This is a genomic window from Nostoc sp. PCC 7107 (genome assembly GCF_000316625.1).
Classification (GTDB): Bacteria; Cyanobacteriota; Cyanobacteriia; order Cyanobacteriales; family Nostocaceae; genus Nostoc_B.
Genome location: NC_019676.1, coordinates 5411771 through 5436228, shown reverse-complemented (window position 1 = coordinate 5436228; position 24458 = coordinate 5411771). Strand labels below are relative to the sequence as shown.

The 24458-nt window shown below is 39.8% G+C and carries 19 protein-coding genes; 11 read left to right on the top strand and 8 right to left on the bottom strand.

Annotation, left to right across the window (positions count from 1 at the left end):
- Positions 1 to 56: 56 nt before the first annotated feature.
- Positions 57 to 1895 (bottom strand): bifunctional serine/threonine-protein kinase/formylglycine-generating enzyme family protein, encoded by a 1839-nt coding sequence (locus tag NOS7107_RS23305; RefSeq protein WP_015115394.1) that lies wholly within the window; start codon positions 1893 to 1895, stop codon positions 57 to 59.
- A 483-nt stretch (positions 1896 to 2378) separates the two neighbouring features.
- On the bottom strand, positions 2379 to 3179 hold the full coding sequence (locus tag NOS7107_RS23300; protein ID WP_015115393.1) for an ABC transporter permease: 801 nt from the start codon (positions 3177 to 3179) through the stop codon (positions 2379 to 2381).
- 356 nt (positions 3180 to 3535) lie between these two features.
- Between NOS7107_RS23300 and NOS7107_RS23295 the strand changes: the two genes are divergently transcribed.
- On the top strand, positions 3536 to 4621 hold the full coding sequence (locus tag NOS7107_RS23295; protein ID WP_015115392.1) for a glycosyltransferase family 4 protein: 1086 nt from the start codon (positions 3536 to 3538) through the stop codon (positions 4619 to 4621).
- Positions 4622 to 4714: 93 nt separating this feature from the next.
- Here NOS7107_RS23295 and NOS7107_RS23290 read toward each other — a convergent pair whose 3' ends face one another.
- Complete coding sequence (locus NOS7107_RS23290; RefSeq protein WP_015115391.1) at positions 4715 to 5119, bottom strand: DUF4189 domain-containing protein; 405 nt, start codon at positions 5117 to 5119, stop codon at positions 4715 to 4717.
- A 244-nt stretch (positions 5120 to 5363) separates the two neighbouring features.
- Between NOS7107_RS23290 and NOS7107_RS23285 the strand changes: the two genes are divergently transcribed.
- Positions 5364 to 6512, top strand: a complete 1149-nt coding sequence (locus NOS7107_RS23285; protein WP_015115390.1) for an alanine--glyoxylate aminotransferase family protein — start codon at positions 5364 to 5366, stop codon at positions 6510 to 6512.
- 182 nt (positions 6513 to 6694) lie between these two features.
- Here the strand turns inward: NOS7107_RS23285 and NOS7107_RS23280 are convergent, their stop codons facing one another.
- Positions 6695 to 6931, bottom strand: a complete 237-nt coding sequence (locus NOS7107_RS23280; RefSeq protein WP_015115389.1) for a hypothetical protein — start codon at positions 6929 to 6931, stop codon at positions 6695 to 6697.
- Between the two features lie 537 nt (positions 6932 to 7468).
- Between NOS7107_RS23280 and NOS7107_RS23275 the strand changes: the two genes are divergently transcribed.
- The gene (locus NOS7107_RS23275; RefSeq protein ID WP_015115388.1) at positions 7469 to 8476 is read left to right on the top strand and encodes a cyanophycin synthase; all 1008 of its coding nucleotides are present in this window, start codon (positions 7469 to 7471) and stop codon (positions 8474 to 8476) included.
- Between the two features lie 58 nt (positions 8477 to 8534).
- Here NOS7107_RS23275 and NOS7107_RS23270 read toward each other — a convergent pair whose 3' ends face one another.
- Entirely contained in the window at positions 8535 to 10184 is a 1650-nt protein-coding gene (locus NOS7107_RS23270; RefSeq protein ID WP_015115387.1) for a Ppx/GppA phosphatase family protein, read from the bottom strand.
- 287 nt (positions 10185 to 10471) lie between these two features.
- Here NOS7107_RS23270 and NOS7107_RS23265 point away from each other — a divergent pair, with 287 nt between their 5' ends.
- A complete protein-coding gene (locus NOS7107_RS23265) occupies positions 10472 to 11353 on the top strand; it encodes a 4-hydroxybenzoate solanesyltransferase (protein WP_015115386.1) in 882 nt (293 codons plus the stop codon).
- Between the two features lie 180 nt (positions 11354 to 11533).
- On the top strand, positions 11534 to 12112 hold the full coding sequence (locus NOS7107_RS23260; protein WP_015115385.1) for a hypothetical protein: 579 nt from the start codon (positions 11534 to 11536) through the stop codon (positions 12110 to 12112).
- Between the two features lie 96 nt (positions 12113 to 12208).
- Here NOS7107_RS23260 and NOS7107_RS23255 read toward each other — a convergent pair whose 3' ends face one another.
- Positions 12209 to 13231, bottom strand: a complete 1023-nt coding sequence (locus NOS7107_RS23255; RefSeq protein ID WP_015115384.1) for a diguanylate cyclase — start codon at positions 13229 to 13231, stop codon at positions 12209 to 12211.
- 1158 nt (positions 13232 to 14389) lie between these two features.
- On the opposite strand from NOS7107_RS23255, the gene alaS reads away from it, so the two are divergent.
- From alaS to NOS7107_RS23235, 4 genes are all read left to right on the top strand, one after another.
- A complete protein-coding gene (alaS, locus tag NOS7107_RS23250; protein ID WP_015115382.1) occupies positions 14390 to 17032 on the top strand; it encodes an alanine--tRNA ligase in 2643 nt (880 codons plus the stop codon).
- Positions 17033 to 17171: 139 nt separating this feature from the next.
- Entirely contained in the window at positions 17172 to 18716 is a 1545-nt protein-coding gene (locus tag NOS7107_RS23245; protein ID WP_015115381.1) for an RNA-directed DNA polymerase, read from the top strand.
- An 81-nt stretch (positions 18717 to 18797) separates the two neighbouring features.
- Positions 18798 to 19037, top strand: coding sequence for a type II toxin-antitoxin system Phd/YefM family antitoxin (locus NOS7107_RS23240; RefSeq protein ID WP_015115380.1), 240 nt, complete (start codon positions 18798 to 18800; stop codon positions 19035 to 19037).
- Positions 19034 to 19417, top strand: a complete 384-nt coding sequence (locus NOS7107_RS23235) for a type II toxin-antitoxin system VapC family toxin (RefSeq protein WP_015115379.1) — start codon at positions 19034 to 19036, stop codon at positions 19415 to 19417. Before NOS7107_RS23240 ends, NOS7107_RS23235 begins: the two co-directional genes overlap by 4 nt.
- Here the strand turns inward: NOS7107_RS23235 and NOS7107_RS23230 are convergent.
- A complete protein-coding gene (locus NOS7107_RS23230) occupies positions 19382 to 20374 on the bottom strand; it encodes an RsmB/NOP family class I SAM-dependent RNA methyltransferase (RefSeq protein WP_015115378.1) in 993 nt (330 codons plus the stop codon). The two genes, NOS7107_RS23235 and NOS7107_RS23230, sit on opposite strands and share 36 nt — an antisense overlap.
- A gap of 241 nt (positions 20375 to 20615) precedes the next feature.
- On the opposite strand from NOS7107_RS23230, the gene NOS7107_RS23225 reads away from it, so the two are divergent.
- Together NOS7107_RS23225 and NOS7107_RS23220 are read left to right on the top strand one after the other, a co-directional pair.
- Entirely contained in the window at positions 20616 to 22061 is a 1446-nt protein-coding gene (locus NOS7107_RS23225; protein WP_015115377.1) for a DUF2157 domain-containing protein, read from the top strand.
- Between the two features lie 226 nt (positions 22062 to 22287).
- Complete coding sequence (locus NOS7107_RS23220; protein WP_015115376.1) at positions 22288 to 23043, top strand: GDYXXLXY domain-containing protein; 756 nt, start codon at positions 22288 to 22290, stop codon at positions 23041 to 23043.
- A 257-nt stretch (positions 23044 to 23300) separates the two neighbouring features.
- Here the strand turns inward: NOS7107_RS23220 and namA are convergent, their stop codons facing one another.
- Entirely contained in the window at positions 23301 to 24368 is a 1068-nt protein-coding gene (gene namA, locus NOS7107_RS23215) for an NADPH dehydrogenase NamA (protein WP_015115375.1), read from the bottom strand.
- Positions 24369 to 24458: the final 90 nt, after the last annotated feature.

Genomic DNA, 24458 nt, shown 5'->3' with positions numbered 1-24458 from the left:
GAGACGCAGAGAACACTGAGAAATAAAGAGGTTCAAAGGCTTTTGCGGCGTAATTCCTATCCCACAGAAAAGACGACGCGAAAACCACAAATTCTTAAACCGCCGTCTGATTCATTCCAGCTGCGGCTGGCGCTGCGACACAGTTCTGCACCGAAGTTCCAGGAACCACCACGCAGCACCCGGCGGTTATTATCACCGCCATCTTCCCAAACTTTGCCATCTGAGGGTGCGCCTTGGTAATTGTTGTGCCAAGGGTCAGCGCACCATTCCCAAACTAGCCCGTGCATATCGTACAATCCAAAGGCGTTGGCGATTTGAAAATTACCTACATCGGTGGTTTCTTTGCGATATCTGGTTTTAGATTCCGTCAAATAGGTATCGCTATCGCTGTAGTTGACTAGTTCTGTGGTGATTTTTTCGCCAAAGTGAAAGGATGTGGTAGTACCAGCGCGACAAGCATATTCCCATTCGGCTTCGCTGGGGAGGCGATATTCCCTTCCGGTTTGTTGGGAAAGTCGAATGCAAAATTCTACTGCTTCGTGCCAAGAAACGTTTTCTACGGGGCGGTTAAGTCCTTTAAATTTAGAAGGGTAGGGATTTAAGGTTTGTTTGATTTTGGGTAAGCCTGCAACAGCACGCCACTGTGATTGGGTGATAGGATATTTACCCATAAAAAAGGGTGCGATCGCTACTCGATGTTGGGGACGTTCATCTGCATCGCCTTCAAAGGTGGGAGAACCCATTAAATAAGTACCACCGGGAATCGCTAACATTTCTAAGGTTACGCCTTTACTCAATTCTTCCACAAAAAATTCGGCGGTGGTGCGATCGCGATTAACTTCTCTACCGCCTGTGTCTACTGTAACTACTGCAAATTCACAGCTTTTTAAGGGCGGTAAGGGTTTAATAATTTTTGCTTCTGTTGGTAATTTTATGAATGTCGCTTGTGTTATTTGTGGTTCAATAATTACGGTTTTGGCCGATTTCAAATCATTCAAAACTTCCGTTGCTGATTGATATCGATCACTTGCTAAATGTTCCAATAATTTATCTAAAATTTTTCTTAAATCTTCGCTAATATAAATACCTTGTGCATCTAAATATTCCTGCCATAACCACTGACCGTTCATGGCATCATAAAGCGGGTCTTTAATTTGTCCGTAAGCATCTTGGATGGGTAAACATTGTGTTAGCAACCGCACACAAGTGACCCCCAAAGCATATAAATCACTAGCAGGACAAGCAAAACCAGCCATTTGCTCACTGGGAGCATAACCCATTGTATAAATTACTGTAGCTTGTCTAGCTATGCTGGTTTGGGTTACTTGTTTTGCCCCACCAAAGTCAATTAATACTAATTTGCCATCGCTATCACGCCGGATGATGTTTTCTGGTTTGATATCTCGATGGACGAAATTACAAGCATGAATAAATTCTAATACTGGTAATAAATCAGTTAATATTTTGCGGATTTTCTCTTCATTAAAAGTTTGCTCTTGAACTTCTTCTAAGAGTGTTCTGCCTTGGATAAATTCTTGGACTAAATATAAACTCGAACCTTGGGCAAAGTAAGCTAATAATCTGGGAATTTGGCTATGATTTTCTCCTAGTTCATACAGTCGAAATGCCTCTTCTTTGAAGAATTCTGCTGCTTTTGTACGTTGTCCGGTTCCTTGAATTTGCGGAAAGAATTGTTTAATGACGCAAGGTGCATCTAGTCTATCTGCATCTTCAGCTGCGTAAGTTTTACTAAATCCACCTTCGCCTAATAGTTTTAATACGCGGTAACGGTTTCTCAGCAGTTTGCCAAAACTGTTGTGTCCGCAACTTATGCAAAATCTATTGCCGTCAGCATTGAAGGGATTTGAACAATTGGGATTTTGGCAGATTTGCATAACGAGGAGGAGGTAGCAACTTGTCCAAAGTTAGCCCCAATATTATCGAATTGAAAACCGATTTCTAGACAAATAAATATAAACTATATTTCATCTGATCTGCATAGATACCAGGATGAAAAAACACAGATGAGATTAATTTATTTGTCCCTCTGTTTTGGGTACTCTTGAAATTTGAGAATTAATGATAGCACTAATTTCCATCACCCAGGAATCATAAGATGGAAATATTGCCATTGTCAAGGGTATTTGATGATAGATGTAAGTACTAATTCAAGCTGTATAGATTTGGTAATAATTGATATATTGTGACTTATTTATCTGAAGATAATTTAGGAGTTGCCAGCTAGAATCAAGTATAAATTATGTGTGAAATAGCAGATAAATAAACGCTGAAATCACACTCTCAACTGACAATTAGTATCAAAAAAATTATTAGGGCTGATTTTTCTTCAATTAGTTGGCGAGTTATTTTTACAGTAACTATTTTCTCTCTCCTAAAATCCGCATGAATTCAGCGACAAAAGCAACAATTGCTGATACTGTAATTAGCAGCATACTGAGAGCATTGATATCAGGCTTCACACCACCTTTAATCCGACTAAAAATTTCCATCGGCAAGGTATTGTAACCACTACCAGCAGTAAAACTGGCAATCAAAAAATCATCTAAGCTGAGAACAAAAGCCAGCAGACAACCAGCTACAATTCCTGGCATTAATTGTGGTAATAATACTTTAATAAATGCTTGTACTGGTGTAGCGCCTAAATCTAATGCGGCTTCTTCTAGGTGAGGATCTAAGTTATTGAGTCTTGAACCCACCACTAGCCCTACGTAAGCTAGACAAAATACGATGTGTGCCGCTACAATTGTCCATAAACTCAAGGGAACAGCAAAGGCTGCGAGAAAGACCAAGGTGGCAACAGCGATCGCAATATCAGGGATAATTAAGGGTAAGTAAGCTACACTCCGATACACACTCTTACCAGGAAATTTATACCGCGCTAATCCCACAGCCATTAAGGTTCCCAACACGGCAGAAATTCCCACGGCGCAAAAGGCAACTATCAAACTATTGTTCAAAGCGGATAAAATGCGATCGTCACTGAAGAGTTTGCCATACCAATCGAGGGTAAATCCTTGCCAAGTTGCACTGTAAGAAGACTTGTTGAAACTATAAAAGCCTAATACCAGTATAGGCAAATACATAAAAATAAACATAATTACTGATAAAACCGCTTGCCATGCGACACGCGGTTTTTTTTGTGTAGGCGAAATATTCATATTGAGAATTTAGTGATTTTCTATATTTTTCTAGTGTATCTAATTTAACTCAAAAGTCAAAAAATAGAGGTGTAAGAAGGTATAGGTATAGGGTGTCCCTTACCTCTAGTTGCTTAATGTACTGATTTTACCTCTTGAGGAGAGTGAAATTTCCCTACAAAGGTAGACGATTTTTTTACAAGTTAAAGACTAAAATATCGAAGAAATTAATTAGAAATTCTGTTTTCAAACCCAATTGATAGTGCTAAGAAAAAATTGCTGAGTGATAAATCAAAATGGGTGATTTTCCCAAAAAAATTATCACTATTGAACAGCAGACATTATTAATTCCAAATTCATCTTTTAGGAGGTTTGTAATGAAAATAGCTCAAGTTGCCCCACTATGGGAGAGAGTACCACCTCCAGCTTACGGGGGTATTGAGTTAGTGGTGGGGTTACTGACCGATGAATTAGTGCGACGAGGACATGAAGTTACTCTATTCGCATCGGGTGATTCTATCAGTTTAGCCAAGCTAAAATCAGTGCATCCTCGTGCTTTACGACTTGATCCTGATGTTAAAGAAACTGGCATTTATGAAATGTTGCAGTTAGCTTCAGTCTACGACATAGCAGATGAGTTTGATATTATTCACTCACACATGGGCTGTGCCTCACTACCTTACGCAAATCTCGTTAATACCCCCACTGTTCATACTTTACACGGGATTTTTACACCTGATAATCAAAAGATGTTTCAATATGCGAAACGTCAACCTTTTGTAAGTATTTCTCAAGCCCAAAGGGAAATTTCCCTAGGTTTGAATTATACAGCCACAGTTTACAACGGGATAGATATTAGTAGTTACAAATTCCATCCTGAACCGAAAGAACCGCCTTATTTAGCATTTTTAGGGCGGATATCTCCAGAGAAGGGGACGCATTTAGCAATTGCTATTGCTAAACAATCTGGTTGGCATTTAAAAATTGCTGGTAAGGTAGATATTGTTGATTTAGATTACTTTGAAAAAGAAATTGAACCTTTAGTTGATGGCGAAAAAATTGAGTATTTAGGTGAAGCAAATCATCAACAAAAAAATGCTCTGATGGGTGGTGCAGTAGTTACTTTATTTCCCATTACTTGGCGCGAACCGTTTGGGTTAGTGATGGTGGAATCAATGGCAGCAGGTACACCTGTAATTGCGATGAAATTAGGTTCTACCTCAGAGGTAATTGCCGATGGCAAGACTGGTTTTCTCTGTAATAGTGTAGCGGAATGTGTGAGTGCAATTAATAAAGTTGCAGAGTTAGACAGATATACTTGCCGTCAGTATGTGGAAAATCATTTTAGCTTTCAGCGGATGACTGATGGTTATGAAGAAGTTTATCGACAAATTCTGCAAAATAAATTTGCTAAAAATGGTCATATTCGTAGTACTGTGACTTCAGGAATTGCCAGAATATAAATCAATGATTGTGCAGGAGTGCGAGATATAAAAAACGCATTCTCAAACAAGAGGATGCGTTTTTTATATCTGTCTATTTTTAAATTAAATAGCTTATTGTCTAGCTTGTTTAATTAAAACAACTTGACAATCTGCACCACCATATTTCTGACAGGTTTCTACAGCATATTTTTTTGCAAGAGATTGATTAGTACCCCAGCCTGTGCCATAACTACCATCAGAACCTACAGCTAAGGCTCCCCAAGCATTTTTAAACCATAATGGTGTTGTACAATCTCTAGCTGCACTCTCACGGCGACATTTATTTAAAGATGCGTTGATTGCTGCTTGCTTTGTTTTAGCAATTCCTGTTGAGTAAACTTTAGTAGAAGGAGAATAAGAAATGGCTCCAAATACATTGTTAGCAGCACCAGCTTGAGCAGTCTGGCTAATTGCAGGTAATATAGAGATAACTGCGATCGCGGTCAATAAGCTTTTTTTTAAATCTACTTTTAACATATTATTTCCTAATAATATTAGGTGGTGACTACAACACATTTTGGTGTGTTGTAACTATTATTTGCTACGTTAATTAATTTCAGGATTCGCATTTATACTCATCTTTTGATGAAGCATATCTTCATCAAAAATTCCCGAATTCTTTAAGAATTCGGGAATCTGGTAATGTGTTAGTCCCAAGACGATACAAGGGTGATGCGATCGCTCTATGATTCGGTAAGTACTGTCTAGACAACAACAAATTATGTTGCCAACCATCTCGATTAATGATAGTCAGCGCTTACAACTCAAACCTCTGGAAATCCCCTCCAAGTTACTGTTAGGGCCAGGCCCCTCCAATGCCCATCCTACAGTTCTCCAGGCAATGAATACCTCACCCCTAGGGCATCTTGACCCAGATTTTTTAGGGTTGATGGATGAAATTCAGTCGTTACTGCGTTACGTCTGGCAAACCGAAAATCCTTTAACTATCGCTGTTAGTGGTACGGGTTCTGCGGCAATGGAAGCAACTATCGCTAATTCGGTAGAACCTGGCGATGTTATTTTAATCGGCGTGGCGGGATACTTTGGTAATCGCCTTGTTGATATGGCTGGGCGATATGGTGCTGATGTCCGTAGCATTACCAAACCTTGGGGGCAAGTTTTCTCTTTAGAAGAACTCCGCACGGCGATGGAAACCCATCGCCCAACAATTTTGGCTTTGGTTCACGCTGAAACTTCTACAGGTGCGCGTCAACCATTGGAAGGTGTTGGTGAATTGTGTCGAGAATTTGGCACGTTGTTATTAGTAGATACTGTAACTAGTCTTGGTGGTGTACCGATATTTTTAGATGAGTGGGGAGTAGATTTAGCCTATAGCTGTAGTCAAAAAGGCTTGGGTTGCCCACCTGGGGCTTCACCTTTTACCATGAGTCCCCGTGCTTGGGAGAAATTGCAGCGCCGCAGCACGAAGGTGGGAAACTGGTATTTAGATATGACTTTGCTGAGTAAGTATTGGGGTAGTGAACGGGTCTATCATCATACAGCCCCAATCAACTTGTATTATGCGCTGCGGGAAGCCTTGCGGTTAGTTGCCGAGGAAGGATTAGCCAATTGCTGGCAACGTCATCAAAAGAATGTGGAATATTTCTGGGACAGGCTAGAAGACGTAGGACTGAGTTTGCACGTTGAACGGGAATATCGTTTGCCTACTCTCACAACAGTCCGCATTCCTGAAGGGGTGGATGGTAAAGCGATTGCCCGACAGCTGTTAACAGAACACGGAATTGAAGTTGGCGGTGGACTGGGAGAACTGGCTGGTAAAGTGTGGCGTGTTGGGTTGATGGGCTTTAATAGCCGTAAGGAAAATGTTGACCGACTGATAGAAGCACTGGAGAAAGTGTTACCTAAATAGTTTGCATCTGGAGGAGGGATGAGGGACAATGATTTTTCACTATTCCCTATTCCCAACTCCTTATTCCCTATACTCATACATATTTAGTATTGGCGCGTTAATAAGGATGTAACGCACCTCAATAATAATGGTGAGCGCACCCTTAATCCTTCAAATTTGAGATTAAATAACAAATCGACACTTTAAGCTACAACTTCTTCACGTTGACAATCAAATACAACCATAAAAGAAGCTTCTGGCATCATTTGACGTAGGCGCTGCATGTAACCATCGGCATCGGAACGACTGCGAAAGCGAGCGACAATTTCTCTTTGGGCATTTGGTTGTAAACGAGCAATTGCCCAAGAATTTAGGCGTTCTTTGTAGGCGATCGCCTGATTTTCGGTTTGATTAGCTTTGTATTCCGTATTTTGTGGCATGATTTAAAATATCCGTGTGTAATTTTCAGTGAAGGCGTTACTGACTTCTCTTGGCGGGGATGCACTAACGCCTTTTTTCAAGCTGCTGCCACCTTGTTATTCGATTATTTTTGGATTGTCAAGATTTCGCGGAGCGTTTTACAATAACTTAGCTTGTAAATTTAACTGGCGATCGGTCTCAAACCCTTCATTAGCAACTAAAGAAGGCAAAAACAAATCCAAAATTTAAATTATTAACAAGTGTGGCATCTCCACTAAGGTTACTTACTTCTACAGGCACATTTAATACCAACCGGAAAAAATATTCAGGTCTCAATATATACTTCCTAAGCATCGCGTACAAAAAGTTACCAGTAAAAAGACTATGGAATCATAGAAAATAATATTAATTTTCATAACTTATTTTTAAATTAATTTGCTGGTTTTTTTAATTTAGTGAGAAAAAAGTCCTAAAAATTGCTTAATTTTTATTATATTATTGACCAATACTTACCAATTCGTTAGAATTTCCGCGAATTATACTTTTGGATACAGGAAATGCCATTAGTAACATCCATAATTCAAAAAATTGCACCGCAGATAGGTGCAGTAGTTGTAGTAGACCCTGAATATGCTTTTGTTGGACACATTACATTTAAAAATGGTAATAAAGCTTGTTTTAGTCATAGCAAATTAAATATTAACGGTTTTGGGTCTGCCGAAATAGCTAAAGATAAAGCATATTCTAATTTTTTCCTCAAACATTTTGGATATAAAGTGACTGAAGGGCAAACGTTTTTTAGCAAGAAATTATGTGAAAAAATAGGAAGTGAAAGAAATATTGATGCCGGATTTGATTATGCTAAGGAATTAGGTTTTCCGGTGATTGTGAAGCCAATTAACCTGAGCCAAGGTAGATTTGTGACTAAAGTCTACAATAAAACAGAATATTATCAAGTTGCGAAAAAAATCTTACGCATTACCCCAGGATTAATTGTCGAAAGATTTTATGTTGGTAATGATTACAGAATTGTAGTCATGGATGATGAAGTGCTGGCGGTATATCAAAGAATTCCTTTATGTGTAGTTGGTGATGGCAAGTCTACTATTTTAGAACTGACACAGCAAAAATCAAAAGATTTTACGACTAATGGTAGGAAAAATAATATAGATGTTCATGATTTCCGCATCAAACGAAAATTAAAGCGACAAAAGCTGAAGTTAGATAGTGTCATTCCTGAAAATCAGGTTGTTTATTTGTTAGATAATGCCAATTTATCGAGTGGTGGGGATGGGCTAGATTTGACTGAAAGTATCCATCCTGATTTTCAAAAATTAGCGATAAATGTCACCAAAGATATGGGATTAAGACTGTCAGGGTTAGACATTATTACTGAAGATATAACTATACCAATGAATAATTATGTGATTATCGAAGTTAATGGTTCTCCTGGTTTAACTCATTATGCTGCTATTGGTGAGGCTCAAGTACAAAGAGTCGAGAATTTATATTTCAAGATTCTCAAAGCTTTAGAGAATGAGCAGATGTATATGCAGACTAATTGAATTGAGTGTTTCCGATCCCCGACTTATCAAAAAAGTCGGGGGTTTCTGGTAATTAGTGTTAGTTAATTGCGATTTTAGCAGATTCTAAATTTGCAATTAACTTGACACTAAATTCTGCTTCAAACACGTTTTTTTTGTAATCTAAACTCCACATTTCTAAGGAACAGTCATCATCAGGATGAGAGGGGAAAATCGATAGATAAACTTCTTGCACATCAGGATAATACCTAAACTTAACCTGAGATATTGCACCGATTTGTCGTCTATCTAGGGCGACGGCTAATCGTAAAATTGCACTTAATTGACAGACGACTTGCCGATGATTTTTACTCAACAAATTGCGGAAATTTTCGTGCTTTTTTTTGGGGGGAGATTTGCGATGATAACGGGCTAAGTTGGCAATGATTTCGATTTCGGTTTCGGTATAGCCTAATAATTCGCCGTTGCGAATTAAATAGTAGGAGTGTTTGTGATGAGCAGAATGGCTGATATGGTGTCCGCAATTGTGTAAGATGGCTGCTGCCCATAACAGCTGACGTTCATCCTCTCCCCAGTGGTGGAGGGTGCCTTGAGTCTGGTCAAATAAACTCAGGGCAAAGACAGCTACGCGATCGCTGTGTTCAATATTAATGTGGTACTTGCTTACCTGTTTCAGCACACTCCGCTGGCGAATGGAACTTTGGTAACGTAAGCGGTCTTCGATTAAACCGTGAGTCAGCATCCAATCAACAATTACGCCTTCGCGCAACGCCCGCCCGCACAGTGTAACTGCATCTACACCCAACAAGGTCATCGCTTCTTGCAGTACAATTGCACCTGCTAAAATCACTTCTGACCGCTTTTCTGGCATACCTGAGATGGCTGTTCTTTCGACATTGGTCATTTTTGCCAAACGATTCACCCAACCCTGCAAGTCCTGGAGACTCAATTGATAACCATTGAGACTAGAAGGCATCATCGCCAATTTTTCCCTAGCATCAATTAAGGCGAGAGTTTCAATTGTGCCGGATGTTCCGACTAACCGGGGAAATTCGCCAAACTGAATATTTGCTAACACATCCTCTACAGAACGTTCTAACATTCCCCGGACATAAGCTTGCAGATATTGCAACTCAGAATTGCTGATGGGGTCAGTGGTGATGAATTCCCCTGTTAGCCGCACTGCACCTACCTTTGTACTGGTGAGTGTGCGCGGTTCTTCGCTGTCTCCTAAAATAATTTCTGTGGAACCACCACCAATATCAATAATGATGTGGGGCTGGTTGTTAAATTCCATCCCCGACAGCACTCCTAAATAGATGCGGCGGGCTTCTTCCTGGCCAGAAATTAAGTCAACACTTAAACCTAATTCGCTATCTATTCTGTGGAGAAAATCTTTGCCATTGGGGGCTTCTCGCACTGCACTAGTAGCTACAGCAATGATGGTTTCGGCATTGAAAGTTTTAGCAACTGCTTGGAAGCGTCTTAAAGTGGCGATCGCCCTAGCCATCACTTCTGGTTTTAAATCGCCAGTAACTAAATCGCGATCGCCCAGTCTCACAGTTTCTTTTTCTCTGGTAAAAATGCTAAAAGCTGGTAGGGTAGGGTCAATTTTTACCACTACCATGTGCAGAGAATTCGTTCCCAAATCAATGGCAGCAATAATCCGGTGTTGCTGAACTGGTTGAGTGTTCATACTCTCCCAGCCAGCGGAAACTAAATTTAGCATCTAGTTTTCTCTCTCTATTTAGGAAGGACGATAAAAGATGGTGTGTTGAGATGGTAGACCCTGAAACGAATGAAACTCTTGTTGGGGCTGGGTGTAGGGAATTTGTTGATTTGTCAGTATGATTTACTTGTTAATTAATTCTTTCCCTTACACCCTGATTTTTTGACGATGAATATGTATCCATCGTTGCAAATTTAGGTTGTGTTTTTACAAATAACAAATAAAGTTATTCTATAGATGTGAAGAAGTATTAACTTATCAAAATTTAGTAATTTTGCTTGATTTATATGTTGATTACGCCAGAACCTAAGCAAGAACCTGTGTGGCTTGTAATTATCCGGCTTTTACGCTGGCATAAACCGGAAGGGCGGTTAATTCTGATGATTCCGGCCTTGTGGGCTGCGGTCTTGGCGGCTGCTGGCCAACCGCCTTTACCTTTGGTGGGAGTGATTGTGTTGGGTACTCTCGCCACAAGTGCAGCTGGGTGTGTGGTCAATGATTTGTGGGATAAAGATATTGACCCAGAAGTTGAGAGAACACGAGATCGCCCTTTAGCTTCTCGCGCTTTATCAATTAAAGTTGGTATTGCCGTGGCTATTGTTGCTTTGGTATGTGCCGCCATACTGGCATTTTATCTTAATTCTCTCAGTTTTTGGCTATCGGTTGCCGCCGTCCCCGTAATTATACTGTATCCAGGGGCAAAGCGTGTGTTTCCTGTACCACAGTTAGTACTATCCATCGCTTGGGGTTTTGCGGTGTTGATTAGCTGGAGTGCTGTGACTGGAAGTATTTCCCAAGCAACTTGGTTACTTTGGGGTGCAACTGTACTCTGGACATTGGGCTTTGATACTGTCTATGCTATGAGCGACAAGGAAGATGACCGACGCATAGGTATTAATTCTAGTGCTTTGTTTTTTGGCAATTATGCCTCAGATGCGATCGGTATTTTCTTTGTTGGCACAATCTTGTTATTAGGTTGGCTGGGGATGGTGATTCACCTTCACTGGGCTTTTTGGATGACTCTCACACTAGCTACTATTGGCTGGGTTTGGCAGTATTGGCGCTTGAAACAGAAAGATTTACCGAATGTAGCTTACGCTGAAATGTTTCGGCAGAATGTCTGGATTGGTTTTATTTTACTGGGTGGGATGATTGTTGGCTGGATTTAATCGTAGAGACGCGATATATCGCGTCTCTACTGAAGCAATTTACGATAATTTTATAAATCTCTCGTATTTTCCCTGATTACAAAAAGATTTCATCAATATTATTAGTAGTAGCTCCGCAATCTTACGAATATAGTTTATTTGTTGGGTATATGCCGATGAAATTTAGCAGCACCCAACGCAATGCAGCGATCGCACTTTGCTAAAGCCGCCATGATAGTTTTCCTTTCTCTTGGGAGTGTAGGAATTGTTGGCGGTAGTTTTTTAATCAGAAAAGCGTTTAGTAGTACTACTGATGCGGAAATTATTACTAATACATCTCGCTACAGTGAAATCCGCAATCAACTTTGGGCAAGTCCAGCAGAAATTCAGCATTTTCCCCGCGAAATTTCAGCGAACACAAAGGATGCGCGAATTGCTTACTCTCCAGGAGTTTCCCAAGCTAGTAGTTTCTTGCAAATGCGAGAAAAACAATCCCCAGCACAAATTCAAAAATTACTGACACAATATAGAAAACTTGCTAAACGTCAATATCAAGGCGGGGATACCAACGTCCACGCCAACCTCCCTAATGGTGTTCCCACTACCTTTTTCTACACTGGTGATACAGGAGGGGAATCTTTTCCGCCCTCCTATGAAATCTTAGTGTTGAATGCGAAGGATAGAGGTACTCCGGGATTTAAATGGAATCATGGTGATAGCTACGGTGTAGCCATTGATAGTACAGCCGCAGAAATTGTTTATTGGGCGGAAAAATGGTAAAGCTGATGTGTGTTCACCTTGCATCTTTGCTGCTGGAGAGGCGATCGCCACTGTACGGAAATATCTACTATGGAGTTGTAGAGCTACATATCTTATTTACAAAGATACGGCTTTAAGATAGGAGAAATCAGTATATTCCCCACTAACTACTTGATTACGCCCTAAGTTTTTCGCATTTAACAGGCATTGATCAGCACGATGAAGTAAGCTATAACCTTTATCATCATCGTTAGCTTGGAGAGTAGCAACACCTAAGCTAATTGTAATGGGAATAGTTAGTCCTTGATCAATGGCAAATGGTTGATCTGCAACTATGCGATTTAAGCGTTCTGCGACTATCATAGCTTCTTCACTACTGGTGTTACTTAGCACAACTACAAATTCTTCACCACCATAACGGAATGGCGTATCTTTACATCTGAGGTTGTGTCGCAGTCTGAAGGCTAATAATTGTAACAGGCGATCGCCTACTAAATGTCCATAAGTATCGTTGACTTTTTTGAAATAGTCTATGTCTAAAATAATCAAACTCAAAGGAGTATTTTGAGATCTAGCTTTTTTTACTTGTCGAGGTAAATCCCATTCCATCGCCCGGCGATTACTAATTTCTGTTAACGAATCTGCTAAAGCGATCGCAGATAATAAATCATTTGTCCGCATCAGTTCACGATATTTTTGAGCTTTTCGTAAACCAACATTCAATTGAGATAGTATTATCTGATGATGCGCTGCTACACTGACAGGATTTTTGGCGATTATCTCATCTGTCAACTGCCAAATATAAGCATCAGCACCTTGTCTGAGTGCAGTAGCAGTCATTTCCCATTCCCAACACAAATCTTGCTCACTTTTAGCAGCTAACTGATAGGAACGATCCTCAAAAAGGATACAATACAACCAAGATAGTTGGTTTTGGTTTTTTAACCAACTGCACATTTCTATACTTCCATCTAAACTTGATTGTATAAAGATGACATCAGGCGGAGAAATTTCAATTTTAGAAATTGCTTGATGGAAATTATCAATAACTTCTATATTAAAAGCGTTTGTATCCAGGATCTGATCGGGAAGTTGGGCAACAAATTTATCACTTCCAAAGACCAGAATAGAAATATTCATTTTTTTGTATCTGCCTTATTTCAAGCTAAAAATTCCTGCTATTTTTTAAAATAGTGAATATATCAGCAATTTTATTATTGATATATTCGACTATATTTGCTAGTCATAACCTTAACTTAACGGTACACTGATAATTTTAATATCATCTTAATATGTATCCTGAATACACTCCGTAAAGTTTCTATATCTGATAATTACTTTCGGTCTTCATCTATTTTTTTTAAAACAGTGTAAATACGGAAATTATATTTATTTTTAATATAAATACTGTATTTTCCAGGTTTTACTTTGCGGTAAGTATAAACATAATCAAATAACCGAATTTATGCGGAAAATACCTCTGCTATGCTTGGTTATTCTTAATGATTAAAAAAAAATAAAATTTAATTTATATCCGTAAACTCCGAGATGCTGAATAAATATCAGAAATGTTATGTATGCTTCTAATTACAAAGATTTATTGAGAGATAAATCCTTGCTATACTGATTTATTTTGCTAGTCCTTATTATGTCAATTTCACCACCTCAATAAGTGAATTCACTAGAGATAAAATATTTAGATAGAAAATAAGATATTTCAAAAACTTCGTAAAAAATTTATGGAGTCATCAATAACTTTCAATCTTTCAGCAGCAAAAATCACTTATTTTATCGACTCTCCGAAAGCTGCGGATTCTACGGTGACAGTCTAATATTGAACTGAATAGATTCAGTAATTTTGTCAGATGTCATATTTGATAAATTTTAAGATTCGCTTGAGAAATAAATGCTATTCCTGGGTTGGGATAGCATACATCTGATGAGAGCGAGGTAGTAACATTACTTATATAGACGTAGGCGATCGCTGCATAAATATCTTTCTAAGTAAAAATCACTAGCAGCAACCCGAAACAAAATGCAAAAATAGAGGCTAGAGACTAAAATGATATTCATAATTTCTATTTGCATCAGTGCCTAGCTGAAAAATACTGAATTTATGACCAAAATGACTAATCTCTAGTTCTTAGCCCCTAGTACAAAAAGGCAAAAGTAAAAAGTCAAAAGGAAAAAGAAAGAATAGTGATACCACAAGCCTTTTAGCAATTCCAAATGGTCTGTTTATTCACGCCGAACTGTACTAGACTCTCATCCCTAATTATTCTCTTCTGCTTTGCACCCATGTCTTCTAATCCCCAATTCATCAGCGGTAACGAAATTCGCACCTTATTCCTTGACTTCTACGCCAAACGGAAACACCAAATTCTCCCCAGTGCTTCCCTCGTACCGGAAGATCCAACCGTGCTGCTGACGATCGCGGGGATGTTACCATTTAAGCCGATATTCCTGGGACAGCGCACACCCGAATTTAAAAGAGCCACCACATCGCAAAAGTGTATCCGTACCAACGATATCGAAAACGTTGGACGCACCAAACGCCACCACACGTTTTTTGAGATGTTGGGTAACTTCAGCTTTGGTGATTATTTTAAAGAACAAGCGATCGCCTGGGGTTGGGAAATCTCCACACAAGTTTTTGGCTTCTCTCCCCAAAATCTCGTTGTCAGCGTCTTTGAAGAAGATGACGAAGCTTTTGAAATCTGGCGTGACAAAATTGGCGTATCCGCAGCCAGAATTAAACGGATGGGTGCAGATGATAACTTTTGGGCTTCTGGCCCGACTGGCCCTTGCGGCCCTTGTTCGGAAATTTATTACGACTTCCACCCCGAACGCGGCGAAGATAATATCGATTTAGAAGATGACACCCGATTTATCGAGTTCTATAACTTGGTGTTTATGCAGTACAACCGGGATGCGTCCGGTAATTTAACACCACTGCAAAATAAGAATATAGATACTGGTATGGGTTTGGAGAGGATGGCGCAAATCCTCCAAAAAGTGCCGAATAATTATGAAACAGATTTAATTTTCCCAATTATTCAAACAGCCGCGCAAATTGCTGGGATTGACTATCATACTAGCGATGATAAAACCAAAGTTTCTTTAAAAGTCATTGGTGATCATGTACGTTCTGTCGTTCACATGATTGCTGATGAAATCCGCGCCTCGAATGTGGGACGGGGTTATGTGTTGCGGCGCTTGATTCGGCGGGTGGTACGTCATGGCCGATTACTGGGGATTTCTGGTAACTTTATCAACCAAGTTGCAGAAAGGGCGATCGCTCTTTCAGAATCAGCTTACCCCAATGTGCGGCAACGGGAAGCATCAATCAAAGCAGAATTGGAACGGGAAGAGTCGAATTTCCTCAGAACCCTGGATAGAGGTGAGAAACTTCTGGAAGAAATTATCCAACAAGTGCAGCAGCAAGGACAAACCGAAATCAGTGGTGAAAGTGCCTTCACCCTTTATGATACCTACGGTTTCCCTCTCGAACTCACCCAAGAAGTCGCGGAAGAAAATAACCTCACCGTTGATGAAGCCGGATTTAATACCGAAATGCAAAAGCAGGTGGAACGCGCGAAAGCCGCCCACGAAACCATTGATTTAACTGTGCAAGGTTCCCTCGACAAACTTGCAGAACATATCCACGCCACGGAATTTATCGGTTATACCCAAGCTGCGGCGACGGTGAAAGTGGAAGTGTTACTAGTCGATGGTGTCGCCGAAGAAGCAGCGGAAGCCGGAACCGAGGTACAAATAGTCCTTAACCAAACGCCATTTTATGCTGAATCTGGGGGACAAATAGGCGATCGCGGTTATATCTCTGGCGATGGTATTGTGGTGCGCGTGGAAGATGTGAAGAAAGAATCTGATTTCTTTGTTCACTTCGGACGCATCGAACGGGGAACTCTGCGGGTTGGCGATACAGTCACCGCCCAAATTGATGCTGCTTGTCGTCGTCGCGCCCAAGCTAACCATACCGCAACCCACTTACTGCAAGCGGCGTTAAAGAAAATCGTTGATGAGGGAATATCTCAAGCAGGTTCTCTCGTTTCCTTCGACAGATTGCGCTTTGACTTCAACTGTCCCCGCGCTTTAACAACCGAGGAAGTCCAACAAGTTGAAGAACAGGTAAACACTTGGATTTCCGAGGCGCATTCCGCCAAAATCGAAGTATTACCCTTAGCCGAAGCCAAAGCTAGAGGTGCGGTGGCGATGTTTGGGGAAAAATACGGAGAAGAAGTCCGCGTCATCGATTTCCCTAGTGTGTCGATGGAATTGTGTGGAGGTACGCACGTAAGTAATACTGCGGAGATTGGCGTATTTAAGATTATTTCTGAGGCTGGCGTGGCCTCTGGAGTGCGGCGGATTGAAGCAGTTTCTGGCCTGGCGATTTTAGATTACTTAAATGTCAGGGATAAAGTCGTCAAAGATTTAAGCGATCGCTTTAAAGTTAAACCCGAAGAACTACCAGACAGAATCACCACTCTGCAAACCGAATTGCGAACCACTGAAAAACAACTAGAAACGCTAAAAGGACAACTAGCGATCGCTAAATCTGACAGCTTACTAGAAACAGCCCAAACATTAGGCGACCATAAAATTATTGTTGCCCAACTCGAAGGCGTTGACCCCGAATCCTTAAAAACTGCGGCGGAACGCTTACTGCAAAAAATCGGTAACGGTGCAGTGGTACTCGGTTCCGTTCCCGAAGCTGGTAAAGTCAGCATAGTTGCAGCCTTTAGTCCAGAGGTGAATAAGAAAGGTTTGCAGGCTGGTAAATTTGTCGGTGCGATCGCTAAAATCTGCGGTGGCGGCGGTGGTGGTAGACCAAACCTCGCCCAAGCCGGCGGCCGCGACGACAGTAAATTACCAGAAGCGTTAGCACAAGCGCAAAGTGAGTTAAACGCTGGCTTGGGTTAACTGTTTTTTAGAATAAATTTGTAGGATGGGTTATGCGAAGCCGTAACCCATAGTTTATTTTGGATTGAAGGCTTATTTAAGTTAATGCGGAATTTATTGAACTAATTTAAATTTGATATTTATATTGACTGTATAAATTATGAAACTTCAAGAAAATTCACTGAGATGGGCTTTAAATCATGTGTTTAAATATAGCGACACAGATTTATTTCCTAAGCCTGTAGAGTTTGACATTCTTAATGAAGTCGAAGATGAAGCAATAAATCGCTTTAAAGACATAGATTTAGGTAACTATCAACATAATCCTTCTAGAAGATTTATAGTACCCAAGGATGAAATTTCATATAGGACTGCAACACAACTAGATCCATTAGATCACACTATATTAACAGCAATTATTCACGAATTTGGCCAGCTTATTGAAAATAGAAGAATTCCTACATCAGATAATAAAGTTTTTAGTTACAGATTCAATCCACAAAATGATGGGAGTTTATATAACCCTAATATTTCATGGTTAGAATTTTGGAAAACATGTGAACAAAAAAGCTTCAATTATAAATACGCAGTCTCTTTAGATATTGCAGATTTTTATAATCAAATCTACCATCATAATATTGAAAATCAGCTAATTGAATCTGGATTTCCTAATCAGGTAAAAAAGTGGTTGATGAATTTATTAGAAAGTGTAACAGCAAAAGTTTCTAGAGGAATTCCTACTGGGCCACATGCTACTCATTTGTTAGGAGAGCTTTCACTAATTCCTGTAGACAATAGCTTATCTTTAAAAGGTATAGATTTTTGTCGTTTTGTTGATGATATTATTATATTTTGTAACAGCAAGCAAGAAGCAAGAATTATTATTTATCAGATGGCAGAAATACTAGATAAACAACAAAGGTTAATATTACAGAGGCAAAAGACGAAAATATATACATCTGATGAATTAAAACAGCGTTGTACTTTAATGACTAAGGATCAACCTATTAATAGTTATGAAGAAAGTATTATTAATATAATAAAAATGTATTCATCAAGTAATCCATACACAACTGTAAATATTCAGAACATTAATGATGAGCAGTTAAATATTTTCAGCAAATTTTTTGTAGATAAGATATTGTCTGATTATTTAAATAATGATGAACCAAATTATACTCGCCTGAGATGGTTTCTAAGAAGACTTTCACAAGTAGGTATTCCATCTGCTGTTGAGTTCTGTCTTGATAATATTGATTCCTTAACGCCAGCAATCAGCGATATATGCCATTATTTAATATCAATCAACAATAACTATAGTGGTAATTGGAAAATACTAGGTAGTAAAATAATAAACATTTTATACACCGATATCATTAAATCAAATGAATATTTTCAAATATCATTAATGAGCCTTTTTGCTAGAAATTCCTCACTAAATAATGCCAGTCAGATAATTGCTATATATCAGAATTCCCCTTCAAGCCTGAGAAGAGAAATTTTATTAAGTGCTTATTCCCAAAATATGGGTGACTGGATTCGTGAACTTAAGGAAAGTTATACAATTATGGATATATGGTGTAAACGTGCATTTATTATTGCATCAACAACTTTACCCGTAGAAGAGCGAAAATTTTTTTTGGATTATGTGAAAGATAATAGTTTATTAAATGACATATTAATAAAGTGGGCTAAATCCAAATAAAAAGGTCTACAGCAAAAAGTTAACTTTTGCAAATAGATTGCACAAATTCATATCCTATTGCTAATATATTGAATTACTCAAATGCAGAAAATTACAGTTGATGAAATCCAACAAAATCCATTAAAATACCTCAACCAAGTTGAGGCAGGTGAAAGTTTTATTATTATTCAAGCAGATAAAGAAATTGCTGAATTAAAACCAATTCAAAGTATTAACAAGCCGCTAAGACCATTTGGTTTATGTGCAGGAGAGTTTACTGTACCTGATGATTTTGATGCACCTCTGCCTGAAGATATATTAAACGCATTTGAGGGCGGATGAAAATTCTTCTAGATACTCATATTTTCTTATGGTTTATCAGTGGTGATAAACAGCTACCAACAGATGTTAGAGATGCAATTTGCAATCTAGATAATCAGATTTATCTCAGTGTTGTCTCAATATGGGAGTGCATTGTTAAATATCAATTAGGCAAGTTACCATTGCCAGAATCCCCTGAAATATATATTCCCAAACAACGCGATCGCCATCAAATTACAAATCTTGACTTAGATGAAGGTAGTGTTACTCAACTTGCTAGTCTACCAGCATTACATAAAGATCCCTTTGATAGAATGCTTATATGTCAGGCTTTACAGCATGGTTTAACGATTGCAACAGTTGATTCAGCAATTCGCGCCTATAGTGTTAGTACTATTTGATAGTCTATCTTTACTATTCATCCACACCGCAGATAAAGCACTTAAATCTAACTCTTGACTTTCACTCTCAGCAGTATTTTGAAACAGCACAGCAAACGCACCAGCGCCTAATTTACTCTGTGGAAATATGCGGTAACAAGGAATATTCGTAAGGTGTGATTGATACTCTTGTAAATGACTAACCTTGACTGGTTGAAACTGGGGAAAGCGTGATAAAAACCATTCACAAACTTGCTCATTCTCTTCTGGAGAATAGGTGCAGGTCATATAAGCCAGATATCCTTGAGGCGCAACAATTTTAGCAGAATTCGCAATAATTCTTTTTTGGCGATTGGCACTTTTATTAATTGCTGTAGGATGAAAACATCCGGGTGCTTTTTCACCTTTAGCTAGTAAAGATTGTCCGGTACAAGGCGCATCAACAATTACTAAGTTACTAGAGGCGGGGATACTTTCAGCAAAAATACTCGAATCTCGATTCACCACCATCGATGGGTTGATTTGGCAACGTTTTAAGTTAGAAATTAACATACCTAAACGTTTGCCAATTACTTCATTACTAATTAGTAATTCTGGTTGCAAAGCTTTCCAGGCAAAAATACTTTTACCACCTGGAGCCGCACACATATCAAAAACTGAACTGATTGGCTGAGTAATTGCTAACAAAATTGAAGCTGAAAATACAGAAGAAAAATCTAAGCAATAGAAATATCCTTGATTATGTAGGGGATGTTGACCGGGTTTTTCTCCTAAAACTAATCTGTCGATAAATTGTGGTTGCCAAGTTAAGGGTGTTTCTACTGCAAAGGGCAATATTTCTGGTTTTGGTTGACACCACAAAATAGACGGTGAAAAAGATTGGGGATTAACTAAGGCGGCGATAAATTTTTCTTGTGCTTCTGCGCTTTCAAATAAACGGCGTGAAAGTTTAAGTAATAAATTGGAAGGCTTTTCCATTATTTGTGTGAATAATTATACGTATTTTTAATACTAATAAAACTGTTACACAAGAACAATGCTAGACAATGCCTTGGCTGCATACTGAAAATACAATAACCGCTATTCTGACGATGACCAATAGTTCCTTAATGGTACAAGCTCCTAGATTTATCTGTGGGGTCAATCCAAAATCCAAAATCTAAAATCCAAAATTGTTTGACGATGACCGTGAAACTACCTCATTGCATTGGAGATGGTCATGATATTGGATAATTTTCAGCGGAAGTTACGCCGAGAATCACAACTATGGCGAGATGAAGGACTAATCAGTGCTTCGCAGTATCAACAACTAGCAGACCGTTATCAATTTAATAACCTAGAAGTGGCTGCACGCGATCGCTCAATGATGACTGCGGTTATGATTGGTAGTATCCTCCTCACCTTGGGCATGATCACTTTTGTTGCCGCTAACTGGTTAGGATGGTCGCGGGATGTCAAATTCATCATCATGATGAGTTTGTTTATGGCTACAACTATCACTGGTTTTTACACCTGGAGACAAGCCGCCGTTGGCATCTCTGAAGGTAAAAAGCCAAAACGTAGTCAACGCCTCCTGGGTGAAGGATTGCTCATTTTAGGCGCGATGGTGTTTGGTGCAACTATCGCATTGATGGCTGATGTGTTCAATATTAACGGTTCCACGCCAGAACTGTTTTTTGCCTGGGGTTTTGGCGTTTTGGTCATGGCTTACAGTCTGTCTCTAAATTCCCTAGGAATTCTGGGAATTATCCTGATCCAAATCGGCTATTGGACAGGTTTAGGGGATTTACGATATTCCGCCAATGAATGGAATTGGGCAATACTGGTTATCAAACACATGCCTTTGCTGTCGTGGGTATTGTTTGTACCTTTAGCTTACTTCTGCCGTTCGCGGTGGATTTTTGCGATCGCAGCTTTTATTTTTGCCAGTTCTTTACAATTGAATCTCGATCCCTTACCACTGTCAACTCTGTCGGAAACTGCGCCTTGGGTGGCATCTTTTGCTTTTACTCTGCCCCCTGCATTATTCTGGAGCTATGATGACCTGCTATTCCCCACAATTAATTACAGGCTGTTTCAATCTTTAGCCCGTGATTTAGCGCTGATAGCTTTTGGTCTAGCTTTTTATGTGCTGTCTTTTCGTTGGCTGTGGCAAACTTCTGGCTACAATTTCTCTTCGTCAACTAGTAACATAAATATATTCGCCTATCGTCCCATCATTGATTTGGGAATTCTCAGCGGCTTGGCGGTACTACAATGGTTGTTTTTAGCCCGCCAACGAAACAAACCTATTCGTCGGGAAGCAATCTTCAATTTACCTTTGATTGTGACTTTTCTGGGCTTCACAGCGGTAGTACCTTTCTGGCATCAAGCTATCAACCCCATTGATGATTTAGGGGTTTTTGCTTTCAATGTGTTGTTCACAGTATTAGCTTGGGGACTAATTCGGGAAGGATTAAAGTTTAATGACAGGCGATCGTTTTGGGGCGGTATGCTGTTGTTAACGCTGCAAGTGATTAGTCGAATACTGGAATATGACACAGAACTGCTGCTGAAGTCACTAGTGTTTGTCATGTGCGGTTCGGCCTTAATTAGTGCGGGACTGTGGTTTGAACGCCGTGTAGGTTCTAACTCTAAGTCTTCCGGTAATGCCAAATCCTCCTAATTTTCTCTCTGCGATGGACACTTTGCTCAAGTCGGGAAACCCGCCCACGCAAGTGTCCTCCTCTACGACTCTGCGTGAACAAAAATTAATTCACCGCAGATGAACATGGATAAATATTTGTCAGCAAAAGCAATCTCTGTGCATCGCCGTTTTGAGAGTTTCTCTGCGTCAGTCCTAATAATTTCGTTTGATTCTACTCACTACCTTGATTTTTAGGACTACGCTCATGAAAAATGAATCTTCGGAATCTGCTAAAAAGTCTGAATCTAGTAAAAGTTCTGAATCTACTAAGAATAAATCATTGTCTCCCGAAGCGGAATTTTCAGAGAAGCTGACTTTTCGGGATTATTTGTTAGCGACAGAACAAAGAGCCAATAAGCCTTTACCAATAGGACGGTTGATACTTCCCTTGGCAATTCAAGCGGGAATTATCTTCGCAGTACCTTTCTTATCGGCCTATACTAACTTCACAGGTAAAGAAGTAATTCTGCAAACTGTACCTGTAAATTCTCGTAATGTTCTGCAAGGTAATTCTTTGGAGCTTGACTACAATATATCTCGCCTTTCTACCCTCAGAAGGCTTTCTGGCTGGCAAGAATTATTGCGGAGAAATCGCGGGCGGAATGAACAATTAATAGAAGGAACTACCTTGTATGTAATTTTACAGGAGCAACCATCTTTTAGTCGTGGTGTACCTAGAGCTTGGAGACCTGTAAGAGTAACTAGTAATCAACCTAGATCCCTTCCTACTAATCAAGCTGCCTTAAAAGGTGTGTATCAAGATGGTTATGTACAGTATGGGATCGAAAACTATAATGTGCCAGATGAAGAAAGGCAACGCCTAAATAATGATGTTTCTCAAGCTGTGCGGCAAACGAGAGACGGACAATTGCGAGCAATCATAGTGAAGGTGAAAGTTGACCCACAGGGTAAAGCTATGCCTGTGAGTCTATGGGTACGCGATCGCAACTATCAATTTTAGTCTTCGTGCTTGACCAGTCTAGCAGTAGTTCAGTTGCTTGTACCACAATACCGTTCAGTTAAGCATTTCTCTCTTCTCTCTGGGTTCTCTGTGCCTCTGTGGTTCTTTAAAAGACTTGGTTTTAACAAAGAGTTTAGCCTTATCTGAACCGTATTGGCTTATACCAAATCGATATGAAGAAGCAATAATTAGCCTGCAAAGGCAGGCTTTGTTTCTATAGCCCCAGACTTCCAGTCTGAGGGTTTTATATCTCTCACCTACACCCAGGCGCGATCGTATTGCACTGGCCAGAGTTTTTCGTGTCCTAGTTTTTTGGCTGCTAGATGTGGCCAGTAGGGATTGCGGAGTAATTCGCGCCCCAACAAAACTAAGTCGGCTACTTCTGTTTGAATAATTTGGTCTGCTTGTTCGGGAGAGGTAATTAAGCCGACTGCGCCTGTAGGGATTTTTGCTTCCCTACGGATACGTTCGGCAAATTGCGTTTGATAACCGGGTTTGACGGGAATGTTAATGCCAGGGATAATTCCCCCAGAGGAACAGTCAATGAAGTCTACACCTAAAGTTTTGAGTTTCTCGCTCAAGGCTACACTTTGTTCAATGTTCCAACCTTTGTCTATCCAATCGGTGGCGGAGATACGCACAAATAAGGGATAGGTTTCTGGCCAGATTTGGCGCACAGCTGTCACAACTTCTAATAACAAACGAGTCCGATTTTCAAAACTACCACCATATTCATCTTGACGCTGATTTGCTAAGGGTGAGAGAAATTGGTGAAGTAGGTAGCCGTGGGCTGCATGAATTTCGATAACTTTGAAGCCAGCGTGGAGTGAACGTTGGGTTGCTTGGACAAAAGCCTGAATAATTTGTTGAATTTCGGTGATACTCAAGGCTTGTGGTACTGGACTTTCTTTACTAAAGGCGATCGCACTACTAGAAACTACAGGTCGCCAACCTTCTTGTGATTCATCTAAGGCTTTTCCGCCACGACTAGGTTTAGCTGTGCTGGCTTTTCTCCCTGCATGGGCGAGTTGTATCCCTGCAACTGCACCAAAGTTATGAATTAATTCGACAATTTTAGCTAAACTTTCTATGTGTTCGTCTGACCATATACCCAAATCTTGCGGACTAATTCGCCCACGCGCTTCTATCGCCGCTGCTTCTGTGAATACTAAACCAGCACCGCCAACTGCGCGAGAAGCTAAATGTACTAGGTGCCAATCGTTTGCATACCCATTTGTACTAGAGTATTGACACATGGGTGAAACGACAATACGGTTACGCAAGGTGATTTCCCGAATCTTGAATGCTTCAAACAAATGTGCCATTGGAATGATTTCCTTTGCTTGCTAGGGTAGAAAAACTCTCGATAATGCCCGAAAGCACAAAGGCAAGTATAATTATTTTGCTAGTTTGAA

Bases quoted from the DNA above. Each gene is read 5' to 3' on its own strand.
- NOS7107_RS23305 (WP_015115394.1), bottom strand. From the start codon at position 1,895: ATGCAAATCTGCCAAAATCCCAATTGTTCAAATCCCTTCAATGCTGAC.
- NOS7107_RS23300 (WP_015115393.1), bottom strand. From the start codon at position 3,179: ATGAATATTTCGCCTACACAAAAAAAACCGCGTGTCGCATGGCAAGCG.
- NOS7107_RS23295 (WP_015115392.1), top strand. From the start codon at position 3,536: ATGAAAATAGCTCAAGTTGCCCCACTATGGGAGAGAGTACCACCTCCA.
- NOS7107_RS23290 (WP_015115391.1), bottom strand. From the start codon at position 5,119: ATGTTAAAAGTAGATTTAAAAAAAAGCTTATTGACCGCGATCGCAGTT.
- NOS7107_RS23285 (WP_015115390.1), top strand. From the start codon at position 5,364: ATGTTGCCAACCATCTCGATTAATGATAGTCAGCGCTTACAACTCAAA.
- NOS7107_RS23280 (WP_015115389.1), bottom strand. From the start codon at position 6,931: ATGCCACAAAATACGGAATACAAAGCTAATCAAACCGAAAATCAGGCG.
- NOS7107_RS23275 (WP_015115388.1), top strand. From the start codon at position 7,469: ATGCCATTAGTAACATCCATAATTCAAAAAATTGCACCGCAGATAGGT.
- NOS7107_RS23270 (WP_015115387.1), bottom strand. From the start codon at position 10,184: ATGCTAAATTTAGTTTCCGCTGGCTGGGAGAGTATGAACACTCAACCA.
- NOS7107_RS23265 (WP_015115386.1), top strand. From the start codon at position 10,472: ATGTTGATTACGCCAGAACCTAAGCAAGAACCTGTGTGGCTTGTAATT.
- NOS7107_RS23260 (WP_015115385.1), top strand. From the start codon at position 11,534: ATGCAGCGATCGCACTTTGCTAAAGCCGCCATGATAGTTTTCCTTTCT.
- NOS7107_RS23255 (WP_015115384.1), bottom strand. From the start codon at position 13,231: ATGAATATTTCTATTCTGGTCTTTGGAAGTGATAAATTTGTTGCCCAA.
- alaS (WP_015115382.1), top strand. From the start codon at position 14,390: ATGTCTTCTAATCCCCAATTCATCAGCGGTAACGAAATTCGCACCTTA.
- NOS7107_RS23245 (WP_015115381.1), top strand. From the start codon at position 17,172: ATGAAACTTCAAGAAAATTCACTGAGATGGGCTTTAAATCATGTGTTT.
- NOS7107_RS23240 (WP_015115380.1), top strand. From the start codon at position 18,798: ATGCAGAAAATTACAGTTGATGAAATCCAACAAAATCCATTAAAATAC.
- NOS7107_RS23235 (WP_015115379.1), top strand. From the start codon at position 19,034: ATGAAAATTCTTCTAGATACTCATATTTTCTTATGGTTTATCAGTGGT.
- NOS7107_RS23230 (WP_015115378.1), bottom strand. From the start codon at position 20,374: ATGGAAAAGCCTTCCAATTTATTACTTAAACTTTCACGCCGTTTATTT.
- NOS7107_RS23225 (WP_015115377.1), top strand. From the start codon at position 20,616: ATGATATTGGATAATTTTCAGCGGAAGTTACGCCGAGAATCACAACTA.
- NOS7107_RS23220 (WP_015115376.1), top strand. From the start codon at position 22,288: ATGAAAAATGAATCTTCGGAATCTGCTAAAAAGTCTGAATCTAGTAAA.
- namA (WP_015115375.1), bottom strand. From the start codon at position 24,368: ATGGCACATTTGTTTGAAGCATTCAAGATTCGGGAAATCACCTTGCGT.